The organism is Halalkalibacter oceani (assembly GCF_023715705.1).
In the GTDB taxonomy this organism is placed as follows: Bacteria; Bacillota; Bacilli; order Bacillales; family Bacillaceae_D; genus Halalkalibacter; species Halalkalibacter oceani_A.
In genome coordinates, this window is record NZ_JAMBOS010000072.1 from 1 (window position 1) to 574 (window position 574).

Consider the following 574-nt stretch of genomic DNA (forward strand, 5'->3'; position numbering starts at 1 on the left):
TCGCGTCCTTCTTCGGCTCCTAGTGCCAAGGCATTCACCGTGCGCCCTTTCTAACTTAACCAATTTTGGCGGCAGATCTTCTTCGCATGTCTTCGTTAGCTTCGTGTTTCTCGGTCATGTCACGTAGGGAACTACGCTCCATTCCTTCGGTCACTCGCTTCCTCGATCTGCTTGGTCCTCTTTGTCATTTAATGTTTTTCAATGAAGAAAAAACACCAAAAAATGTGAATTCTTGACGTTCGTTCGATCTCATCTTGTTGTTATGTGAACAAGACTCCGATGAACTTACTTGTTTTATCATGATCTAGTTTTCAAAGAACCATGTTAACGGCAGATAATCGGCGCAGCTCTTCGTCAGCTTCATGGATCTCGGTCATGTCACGTAGACAACTACGCTCCATTCCTCGACCATTTGCTTCCTTGATCTGCTTGATTCTCTTTGTTAACGAAGCTACCGGCTTCGTTCCCTTCATGAGGAACATCCCAGTAACTTTATCGAGAGTTTGTGTTCTCTCAAAGTGGAGCCTAGCGGGATCGAACCGCTGACCTCCTGCGTGCAAGGCAGGCGCTCTCC

1 protein-coding gene is annotated in these 574 nt (G+C 46.7%); it reads right to left on the reverse strand.

The genetic code is table 11. The features are described from left to right. Positions 1–311: 311 nt before the first annotated feature. The gene (locus tag M3212_RS21690; protein WP_251195979.1) at positions 312–473 is read right to left on the reverse strand and encodes a hypothetical protein; all 162 of its coding nucleotides are present in this window, start codon (positions 471–473) and stop codon (positions 312–314) included. Positions 474–574: the final 101 nt, after the last annotated feature.

Bases quoted from the DNA above. Each gene is read 5' to 3' on its own strand.
- M3212_RS21690 (WP_251195979.1), bottom strand. From the start codon at position 473: ATGAAGGGAACGAAGCCGGTAGCTTCGTTAACAAAGAGAATCAAGCAG.